Source organism: Bacteroides sp. AF32-8BH, from assembly GCF_003435205.1.
In the GTDB taxonomy this organism is placed as follows: domain Bacteria; phylum Bacteroidota; class Bacteroidia; order Bacteroidales; family Bacteroidaceae; genus Bacteroides; species Bacteroides ovatus.
In genome coordinates, this window is record NZ_QVLZ01000021.1 from 107,362 (window position 1) to 118,463 (window position 11,102).

Annotated in this window: 6 protein-coding genes; all 6 read right to left on the bottom strand. The window is 40.9% G+C overall.

Features of this window, described 5'->3' with window-relative positions; all coding sequences use genetic code 11:
- Positions 1–38: 38 nt before the first annotated feature.
- On the bottom strand, positions 39–980 hold the full coding sequence (locus tag DWZ47_RS16255; RefSeq protein ID WP_117513778.1) for a hypothetical protein: 942 nt from the start codon (positions 978–980) through the stop codon (positions 39–41).
- Between the two features lie 34 nt (positions 981–1,014).
- Positions 1,015–2,724 carry a RagB/SusD family nutrient uptake outer membrane protein gene (locus tag DWZ47_RS16260; protein ID WP_117513780.1) on the bottom strand — a complete coding sequence of 570 codons (1,710 nt, stop codon included), beginning with the start codon at positions 2,722–2,724 and terminating at the stop codon, positions 1,015–1,017.
- Positions 2,725–2,743: 19 nt separating this feature from the next.
- Positions 2,744–5,860, bottom strand: coding sequence for a SusC/RagA family TonB-linked outer membrane protein (locus DWZ47_RS16265; protein WP_117513782.1), 3,117 nt, complete (start codon positions 5,858–5,860; stop codon positions 2,744–2,746).
- 32 nt (positions 5,861–5,892) lie between these two features.
- Positions 5,893–7,647 (bottom strand): RagB/SusD family nutrient uptake outer membrane protein, encoded by a 1,755-nt coding sequence (locus DWZ47_RS16270; RefSeq protein WP_117513784.1) that lies wholly within the window; start codon positions 7,645–7,647, stop codon positions 5,893–5,895.
- A 4-nt stretch (positions 7,648–7,651) separates the two neighbouring features.
- Complete coding sequence (locus DWZ47_RS16275) at positions 7,652–10,459, bottom strand: SusC/RagA family TonB-linked outer membrane protein (protein ID WP_117513786.1); 2,808 nt, start codon at positions 10,457–10,459, stop codon at positions 7,652–7,654.
- A gap of 33 nt (positions 10,460–10,492) precedes the next feature.
- Positions 10,493–11,102 (bottom strand): DUF1793 domain-containing protein (locus tag DWZ47_RS16280; RefSeq protein ID WP_117513788.1); only part of this gene is annotated, 610 nt, incomplete at its 5' end.

Consider the following 11,102-nt stretch of genomic DNA (forward strand, 5'->3'; position numbering starts at 1 on the left):
TGATACGATCATTAGAGAAAGTATCTTGAATGGGAGCTTTACTTCGCCACGGTTTTAGTCAGTAATTGTACCCATGAGTATTTAGTGTTTTCTACCCAATTATCCGGTGAGACTTCGATAGTACCAGTTTTTGCTGTTATTTTTTGTATGCAAATCAATCCTTTCTTTCCATTGGCAGTTTTGAACAGGTAAACTTTATCTGCCTGAATAGCTAAGACTTCGGAGGTTGGATCTGCCAGATTTTCTATCGGAGTTGCATCTACTTGGGAGATTGCATTAAATTCTGATTGTGATAAAGAGGTTTCAGCAAATAATGTGTGTTGTAAACCATTAATTGTCATCAAGCCATAATCACTTCTTTTAGCAGGTGAAACAAGAGCTGGTACAGCTTCGCTTCCTGAAGGCAAGATAATATCTCCGAGTGAGAAATCGACTTCGTTTGTATATTTCATGGCATCAGCAGCCATATAGGTGCGTCCAAGAAGCCATGTTGCATAATAACAACCATAATAAGCTGAAGCTGTCTCTACTATTTCTCCATCTTTTCCGTAATCCGGATCGGAGAATAAAACAGAAGGAGTAATCTCTACCAATAAGTTACGTTGGTACGTATGGCCGTCGGTACCTAGAACGACTACTGTAATACAGGCATTCTCTTTTAAAGAAGTAAACTTGTAAGTTGTTTCGTAATTAGTCGTTCCGTCTGCAAATGACTGGGCAGTTTCTTCTATCAGACTTCCCTGCATTCCGGTTTTGGAGTCTGCCTGATAAATTTCAAAACTCATGATTTCTCCCTGTACTTTGACGGTTGCCGTGTATTCAGCAATCCCTTTCGTTAATGATACTCTATTATTCTGATCGACACCCGCAAATTCGATTTTGACAGGTGCTTCATAATCAACTTCATATTTATCTGCACAACCGAATAAGCCAAATAAACTGATTGACAGAATTAATGCAATTATACTATTTGTTTTCATGACTTTATTTTTTTAAGTAAACATTCTATTTAGATTAGTATCCTGGATTCTGGTAGATATTCGGGCAGTTATTAACTTCATCCTGTGGTATTGGAGCCAAGTTCATGCGCTCGTTATAGTTTCGTGTATCTAAAGTTACCCGTTGATATTCACCGTTAATTTTCTTTATTCCGACAGCCGGTAATCTCATTACATCTTTTGCTATCAGCCATCTTCTTATATCAAAGAATCGATGATCTTCGAAACAAAGTTCTACACGGCGTTCTTTGCGTATGCGTTCCCGAAGGGTTGCCTGATTATAATCTGCGGCCAGTAAGTCTGTCGTGATACCGGCACGGCGACGTATCCTGTTAAGCTGGGCTATTGCTTTTTCTCTGGCTGTATTCGTATCTTCAGCCTCATTCTCGGCTTCTGCATAATCGAGCAGGATTTCTGCATATCTCATCATTGGAAAGTCCATGTAAGTGGTACCGTTTTTTCGATGATCGATGCGGTCATCCAGGAACTTTGTCAGGAAGTATCCGCTTCCCCATCTATATGATTTTGACAGGTCTATTGTAGCTGGCTTACCGTTGACTAAAGGCCAGGTAGCACCATCACATAGAATACTCTGTGCCAAACGGGGATCCCTGTTAGCATAAGGAGAATTTTCATTGTAACCGGAGTTCGGGTTAATAATAGCTTTCGTATTTGATTCGTAACCGAGAATGGGCTGTGAGCCGTCGAGCATATCATAACAGTCTACCAGCCATTGGTTCGGACAAGTCAGTAGTTCTTTATTTACGTTCCAGGGGTCAAAGGCAGGCATCATTCCGTAAAGGTCATTTGCCGGTGCACGGAGAAATCCCATGATTACCTCACCATTGGCACGGGTATTGAATAATCGTGTGTAGCTCTTTTCGGGAGTGGTCGGATCTTCATATAAACGATAGAAATCTCCATTGTCAGCATATTCAATCATATCGTAGGCAGCATCAGCCGCTTCTCTCCAAGTTACTCCGGACGCATTGTGTAAGGGACTTGCTGCATAAAGTAATGTGCGTGCCAGATAGCCTAGGGCTGCTCCCCGGGTAGCTCTTCCGTAATCTGCTGCATCGTATTTGTCGGGCAATACTCCCGGCTCTGCAAGTTCTTTGAATTCATTAGCAATCCAACGGACTGTGGTTTCTAACGATTCACGTTTGATTTCGTCATAAAGTAACGGATCGAGTTCTTTGTCTCCGATTACTAATGCTCCGTAGAAACGAAACAGTTCGTGGTGATACAATGCACGCAGAAAGCGTACTTGGTTTTTCAGGGAAATCTTCTCTGCATCCTCCAATGGTGAACGGTCTACGTTGTTCAGGAATGTGTTTGCAGAACGGATGGCTTTATAGTAAAATGTCCATGGATGGTCACCGCCAATCAAACCTTTGGAAGCATCAATTCCCCCTTTGATAAATTTCTCGAGTTCGGGAATAACTGCCCCTCCGGCACGGGTTGTATTTCCGGCTCCATCGTCTGTTGCGTTGTCAAGCATACAAGGTGAACCACCAATGTTTGCCAAAAAACCAAAACTGCCAAGGCGGTCTCTCCCCATGCGCATACGTGCATACAAGTCGTATGCAACTTTGCGGGTCAATGTAATGTCCGAATAAACTTTCTCTGTATCCGTAAGATCCAGTTCGGTTTCTTTCATCAGGCTATCTGCACTACAACTGGCAAGCAGGACAGCCGTTACAAGGGATATAAATAGTTTTCTCATAAATTATTCATTTCAAACATTAGAAATTCAGGTTGATACCAAAATTTATTACTTTTTGTTGTGGATAGAATTGTCCATTACTATTGTTCGATGATTCAGGATCTACCTTCTTTACGTTATCCCATGTAAAGAGATTGTAGGCATTCGCATATACTCTAAGTGAACGTACTCCGAATTTTTTCAATAGTTTGCGAGGTATAGTGTAACCTAACTGAATGTTTTTCAGACGCAAGTATTTGGAGTCTTTCAACCAATAGTCAGATTTATAATAATTAGGATGCGCGGCAGTAGCTGCCTTAGTGAAACGTGGGTACGTTGCTGTTGCTGCTGTTTCCGGTGTCCATCTTCCGATATGCTCTTCGTAATAATTACCCCAGAAATTATCCCATGCAATATCCTGTTGCAGATAGATGGATGAACGGGCAGCTCCCTGAAGCAATATACTAAAATCAATTCCTTTCCAGTTCAAACCGGCAGCAAGAGAGAAAGTCATTTCAGGGACCGGATTATAGCCGATAGGAGCTTGGTCGTTAGAATCGATCACTCCATCATGATTCAAGTCTTTATATTTAATATCTCCAGGTCGGCTTACTTGTCCGAATTGAACGGGAGAACTTGCTACATCTTCATAAGAGCTAAAGAAACCGTCGGAAATATAGCCGATAAACTGTCCGATAGGATTTCCCGTTTGTGACATATAAGCATAGGGCTTTACAGATTCACTTTTCTCTACAATTTCATTGTGTGCATATCCATAAATCCCTTTTATGGAATATCCGAAATCTCCTTTTTGATCTTGATAGCCTATTTCCAGATCGTATCCCTGATTTGTTACGACACCATAGTTTATGGGAGCCAATCCGTTTGAACCGGCTGCTTGAGAATATCTTTCCGGTTCACATAGGATATTACTACGACGTTCTTTAAAAAAGTCGATACTGGCAGATATTTTATCTTTCAACCATTTGGTCTCAAGTCCTAAGTTATATTTCCGTGCAACTTCCCATGTGATATTCTCATTGGCACTTTTTCCTTGAATCAGACCTTTAATCGCAGGATTATGCGTCTCTCCAAAAGTGTAGCCTAGTCCTTCATCGTATCCTGAACGATAATAGTAAGAGAAACCTCCCAGCTTGTCATTACCAACTTCACCATAAGAGAAGCGTAGTTTAGTAAAACTTAAGATAGGGTTTTCTTTAAAGAAAGGTTCGTTAGTCAGTACCCATCCCACTGATGCTGCAGGAAAGAGCTGATAACGGTGTCCTTCCGCAAAACGGTTTGAGCCGTTATAGCCTGCGTTAACTTCGAATAGATAGCGATTCTCATAATCATAGTTAACACGTCCTACTAAAGCCTGATAGATATGAGGTACATAAGAATAGCGTCCACCGGGAGTGGAAGTGTAACTCATATTATAAAGTACCAATCCAGATATATTATGTCCGGAGAAAGATTGTTTATAACGAACTGCCGCTTCAGCATACTTCCGATGTGTAGCTGCCGTTTTATTGGTGGCTTTTGTTGGCAACACCATTTCAAGTCCTTGTTTATAAGTCCCGTTTACAGGATTATATTGATAGATATTGGGACGCTGCTGTATGCTTCGGTTATTGCTCCAGCCTGCATCGTAAGAGAATTTTCCGTCTATACTTAATCCTTTTAACAGTTTCCTTAGGTTATATTTAAAAGCAAAATCTGTCTCAAGTTTGTTATTGAAATTAAGAAAAAATCCTGAATAGCATAATGTCACGAGTGGATTCTGCCTCCATATACCATCGGCGGCGGCATAAGTTCCATTCGCATTTAAGATTGGGAATGCTTGAGGAGAATTGCGGTAGAACATGCCGAACAGACGCAGTGCTTCCTGTCCGTCAGCATCATAGCCATAGGGGCGGTTCTGACTTCCGAAACGATAAGCAAGATTCACGGATACCTTGAAATCTTCAGTTAGGTTGATATCAATATTCGAACGAGTGGTGAGCCTACTGTATTTATATTCCGAATTATAACCTTCTTTGTATAAGCCTTTTGCTACATCGGGTGAGGCTGCTAAAAGAGCTTGTATTGTCTCATGTTCTTTAATTTTGTCTACGTCTGTCTCAAACATACCGGTTTGAGTGAAGTATCCCACAGAGACGAAGTAACGTACTGTTTTATTTCCGCCCGATAGGTTTACATTGTATTTCTGTTGGAGACCATTTTTCGTAAACATATCTACAAAGTCATTGTCCGGGTGTGTAAACGGACTTTTCTGGGTACGATATAGATAGTTGTCATATTCTGACAGGAAAAGGCCGCGAGTATTACCGGTATCGGAAGGGTCAAAACCATCATTGATAGCACCTTCACGCATGAATCTTGAAACGGATTCTGCACTTAGGGTTTGAGATATACGATTGAAGGAAGTAACACCGAATTCAGACGAGAAAGAAATTTGAGTTTCTCCTTCACGACCTCTCCGGGTAGTTACCAATATTACACCATTGGCTCCTCGTACACCGTATACGGCTGTTGCAGAAGCATCCTTTAACACGGAGATAGTTTCAATATCATCAGGGTCGATTTGCGCCATAGGTCGTTCTACCCCGTCAATCAGTACTAAGGGGCTAGAGTCGTTCAATGAAGCACGACCACGAACAAACATCGTAGCCTGATCACCGCCGGGACGTCCGCTCTCTTGTCGGGTTACTAGTCCCGGGATGCGGCCACCTAAAGCGTTTGTGACACTTGATACAGGCATGCTTTTCAAGTCTTCAGTTCCGACATTAGAAATTGAACCGGTCAGAGATACTTTTTTCTGTGTTCCATATCCCACCACAACAACTTCATCTAATTGTGCAATGTCTTCTTCCAAAGTGACATTGATAAAAGGATGATTCTTTTTTATGGCAATAGATTGTTCTATAAAGCCGATCATTGAGATAAGAAGTGTTTGCTCTGCTTCGTTGGACAATGTAAGAGTAAATTTGCCATCCAAACCAGTCACTATTCCATTATTAGTCCCTTTCTGAAGGACAGTAGCGCCAATCATCTCCATTCCTTGGGCATCTTTAACAATTCCGCTAACTTTGGTTTGTGCACAGACATGCCAGATGGAGCTGGTTAAGCATATGAATAATATTATTATCTTTTTCATGTTTTCTATCTATTAAATAGTTTTGATGCCCGTTACCAACCTGGATTCTGTTGGATGGAAGGGCTTTCCTTGATTACTTTCAGAGGAATAGGATGATAATACATGTAATCTTTAAAATTGCGCGCTTCATCTACTGTAATGCGTGTATAATGAAGCCCGGAAGCATTTTCTTCTACTTTCATTCCGATAATAGGTTCTCTAAGTTGATTGCCATCCATCCAACGTCGCAAATCGAAGTAACGATGTTCTTCAAAACAGAGTTCGATACGGCGTTCTTGCTTCACTTTTTCCATAAAGTTGTTATCTGTCACCCCATTAAGAAATTTATCATTTGTTTCGAATCCGGCTCTGGTACGTATTTTTTGTACGGCTTCTATTGCTGTCAAACCATAGCCTTCTGGATCCACACTCATGCCATAAGCGTGATGCATGGCTTCTGCGTAGGAAAGTAGGATGTCAGATAAGCGAATCATCGGGAATAAGTGGAAAACGGTACCCACATTGGCCTGTCCGAAGTTCAGTGTTTTGTCCAGAAATTTAGCTAAATAATATCCCGTATTGGTCGAACGGTTCTTCACTTGGTTGAGTCCGTCTATGGTTGTGTTATCACTAATTCGCGTATAAATGGTATTCTTTCCATAAACCGAACCGTCATATCCGATAATTGCTGCCAAACGCGGGTCTCTGTTAGTATACATGCTTGCACCGTCAGAAGAATGGGTATAATCGCTTCCATCTTTCATGGTAAATGCATCGATCAATTGCTGTGAAGGTACTGTACCTCCTCCCTGATCTTTTGAGATTGTAGGGGGATAATGTCTGTTTTCCAGAGCATTGTCCTTAGCAGCCGTATAGAATAGGATATATTCCGGATTAGGATTGGCATTGATAAAGATCTTGTCGTACGTTTTAGTAGCAGTAAGAGCTATCAGACTATATTTTTTACTTCCATTCGGAGATATTGTTCCGTCTGCATTTAGATTGATTACATCTGCACAAGCTTTGGCTGCAAGTTTCCAACGTTCCGTCACATCCGAGCCGTCAGTATAGCCTAGTAGTGGATCGTTATTATCTGTTCTGTTGTAGAGTGGGCTTGCGGCATAGAGTAATGTTTTGGCTTTAATAGCAAGTGCCATTCCTTTAGTCATACGGCCATAAGAACCATTCCCACCTTCCGGATCAACTTTTAATACAGCGGCAGCACTCTCACATAACTGTACGATGTGATTGACGCAGTCTTTGAAAGAGTCTCTTGCCTTTGTCTGCAGTTCAGGATCGTCGACTTCGTAAATACGATCGACAATAGGAAAGCCTCCGTAGTGTCTTAACAGGTTAAACTCGAATAAGGCTTGTAAACATTCAGTTTCCGCACAATAGGTATCTTTAAATGTCTGGATGTCTTCTTCTGTCTTATTTTGTAACACCAAGTCAGCCTCACGCAAATATTTGCGGGCAAAAATGGCCTGTTGAATTCCCTTGTATGACTTATTCCAACATTCTTCAATCGGATTTGAAGAAGTGACATACCCACGAGACAACTTATGAATATCCGAATCTATGATTGTACTTATTCCATCATTGGTGGCTGCATCTAAAAAGGCATTTCCTACGTGGTTGAAGCCTTCGGGAATATATGCATACACCTGATTAATCGGTTTCAGATAGTTCTGTTCATTCGTAAAAATATCATCAGGCTGGGCCCAGTCATAGGGCATGTCATCCAGATAATCACAACCGGAAAATGTTAGTGTTGCGCTTATTGCCAAATAAATTATCGATTTTTTCATGCTATCAGAATTTTAAGGAACAACCTATACTCATGTTTCTCGTCAAAGGAGCTGCCAGTGAAGGAGCTTCAGGATCAACCCATTTATATTTTGTCCAGGTAATCAGATTCGTTCCGCTAAGGAAAAGTCTCAATCCCTTAAGATGGATTTTCTGTATCATTTTTGTAGGAAAGTCATAGGCAACTTCCAGTGTTTTTAATCTTAAGAAATCAGCATCTTTCACATTTAATGTACTTATCTGCCTGTTATTAAGATTGGCATTGTCCAGTGTTGTTAAACGTGGGAATGTTGCATTCTGGTGTTCGGGTGTCCAGTAATCAAGTTGATGCTCAAATATGGTTCCGTTATCTGTGAAAGGATTCATCACAATGTCCGAATATTGACGAGAGACTTTTGCGGCTCCCTGAAATAATGCGGTGATCGAAAATCCTTTGTAGCCGACTCCTAAGTTAATACCATACATGATTCTGGGAATGTCTCCGTAACCGATAGGTACCATATCGTTTACATCAATCTGTCCGTCTTTGTTTATATCTTCATAACGTACATCACCTGGTTGGACATCAGAGAATGTTTGTACAGGAGAGGCTGCTATTTCTTCCCAAGAATTGAAAAAGCCTTTTGCAATGTATCCTCGATTTTCTCCTAAGGGCCGTCCCTGATTCTTCAACCATTCGTATGGCTGATCTACTTCACCGTTTGCAATCAGTTCATTCGTAGAATAAGAGAATGTACCACCTATGAAATAGCTCCAGTCTGCAATATTTGAATTCCACATGGCAGATAAGTCTACTCCATGGCTATTGATTTTGCCTATATTCTGCTTAAATTCCTTTACATTGCCGACAAGAGAACTGATTTTGTTATTTACTACATACATATCATGACGGTTGTCTTTAAAAAATTCTGCTGTAACAGATAACCGGTCTGAAAATAGTCGGGTATCTATTCCGATATTCAGAATTCTAGCTTTCTCCCAAGTCAATCCGGGATTTGGAAGTATATCCTGAATGTATCCTCCAAGCTTTGTTCCCATGTTTACCCCTGTGATATAGACTTCGTTTTGCGGCCACATACGTCCCCTGTAATAAAAGGCATCTACGCCGGATGAGTTGCCGACTTGTCCATAAGATGCTTTTAGCTTCAGGTAGGGCACTATTTTTTTTGCATCTTTCCAGAAAGATTCGTTAGAAACAGTCCATCCGGCAGATATTGTAGGGAAGAAACCGAATTTGTGTCCCGGACCAAATTTGTGAGATCCCTGATAAGCTCCGATAACATCGATGCCATATCTTTTATCATAATTATAGCCGAACCAACCATTTACGCTTTGGAATCGGGTTGGCAATACCATTTCATCATTGCTTTCATATTGTTCATAGAAAGCTAAAGCCGAAACTCCATGTTTTCCAAAGGTACGGTTATAATCTAATTGAGCCACGATACCGGTCCGGCGGAAAGAACTGGTATTATCTACCTTGTTTATCATCGAGTCATCTTCGCGGGTCCGGCGGAGAACATTTTCATTCGTCGCATCCTTTTCGTAATATGCAAAAGTTATTGTACGTCTGATAGAAGAGATTGTGCGTGAATCCATGGATAGAGCAACAGAAGCTTTTAATCCCTCTGTTATGAAGGAAAGATCCTGTGAGAGTTTCGTGCGGAAAGAACCATACAATTGTTTGTCCTGGAAGTAGCCGGAGCGATTTAGCATTGCCCATGGATTTTCACGGAATGCATTTCCTGCTACAATTTTCCCATCTTCTGCATTGATAATATTGCCGTATTGATCTGTATATCCTTGGTCATTGTACCATTCTGGGAAGATTCCTTGCGGTAATGTGACTAGATTTTTATAGATATTTTCGGCTCCGCTGCCAGGGCCATTCTGACTTTGATACCAGCCATACAGATTTACATCCAGTTGGGTAGTGCGAGTTATGGCAAAATCGATATTGGACCGGATATTAAACCGTTCAGCAGAGTGATTGGTATTATAATCATGTGAATCATCTGTATTGAAGTAGCCATTGTTACGAGTATACATTGCATTCACGAAATATGTACTTTTTTCTGTTCCTCCTTGAATATTAAGATTATAGCGTTGACTCCATCGGATATCCTTTAAATATTTATCAGCCCAATCTACATTGGGATATAAAATGGAATTAGGATCATTCTTAGCATAATTCATTATATCATAGTTCGAATACAGGGGATCCATATTGTCATTATGACGGGCTATGTTGTGCTGTCTTGCATAATCGGCTGCGTTTAATGATTTTAATTCTTTAAGTGGTTGTTGAGCTATAATTTGAGCTGTCAATTCAACCTGCGGTTTCCCCTTTGCTCCCTTACGAGTTGTAACCAGAATAGCTCCACTGCCTGCACGCATTCCATATAAGGCTGTTGCTGCAGCATCTTTCAATACGGTAATTGATTCTACTTCGTGTGATGACAAAACAGCAAAATCCCGTTCCTGTCCATCAACCAGTACTAATACATCGGGCGAATTACTTCTTTGTCCTCTTATCCAGAATGAATTCTGTTCATTCACTAATCCACCACCTTGCACTTGTCGGGCAAAATAACCAGGTACCAGTCCGGCTAATACTGCCGAAAGATTTGTAACAGGTAGATTGCGTAACTGTTTACCCGAGATTGTGTAGGCTGAACCGTTATAATCTCCCATAGGGAGTACACGATATCCTAAATCCAAGGGTACATCTTCTTTGTTTTGGACATTTTGTGCCTGGCATATCAAATAGCCAGGAAGTAGCCCAACCAACAACATTTTCTTTAAGAACTTCATATGTACAATTTTTAAGTTAACGTCATAGTAATTTTATTGATTATTTTGAACTTTATCCATTAACACCTTCATCCAGTATCCTCCGATCACCGAACGTGCTCTAAAGCCTACCCATCGTCCACTGTCGGTGTGGTGCCAGTCACTGATAGGTACACGTGATACTGTTTCATTGATATATTTATAGACAGGATCAGAGAATTTCTGGAAGGTTTCCTTATCTGAAGACATAGCTGCCGTCCACATGATCCAGTCGGATTTTGTGTATTCTTTACGAGAGTCCAGAGGGAGCCCATAAGGATTCTGTTTTGTCAAATAATAGTTAATCTCTTTTCTGATAACATTATTAGGGAATAAATTCAGGTTCCACAACTTATCCCAAACCATGTTATATTTTTGACTCCAGGTATCTTTACGGTCAAAAGCCAGACGGTAATGATCTCCCTCATTCGCCATTTCTTCCCATTTCACTGCCATTTTCTTGGCTATATCCGCATATTTGTCTGCTACATCATTCAATCCGAGCATACGAGCCATCTCGCTGTATCCGGCCACTCCCATGATAGCTTTTACAGAAAGATTGGCATTGTGTGCCCAATGTCCGGCGAAGTCATCTGTGCAAAGTTGGTTTTCCGGGTCCTGTCCA

Excerpts from the sequence above, each read along its gene's own strand:
- DWZ47_RS16255 (WP_117513778.1), bottom strand. The coding sequence starts at position 980 with ATGAAAACAAATAGTATAATTGCATTAATTCTGTCAATCAGTTTATTT.
- DWZ47_RS16260 (WP_117513780.1), bottom strand. The coding sequence starts at position 2,724 with ATGAGAAAACTATTTATATCCCTTGTAACGGCTGTCCTGCTTGCCAGT.
- DWZ47_RS16265 (WP_117513782.1), bottom strand. The coding sequence starts at position 5,860 with ATGAAAAAGATAATAATATTATTCATATGCTTAACCAGCTCCATCTGG.
- DWZ47_RS16270 (WP_117513784.1), bottom strand. The coding sequence starts at position 7,647 with ATGAAAAAATCGATAATTTATTTGGCAATAAGCGCAACACTAACATTT.
- DWZ47_RS16275 (WP_117513786.1), bottom strand. The coding sequence starts at position 10,459 with ATGAAGTTCTTAAAGAAAATGTTGTTGGTTGGGCTACTTCCTGGCTAT.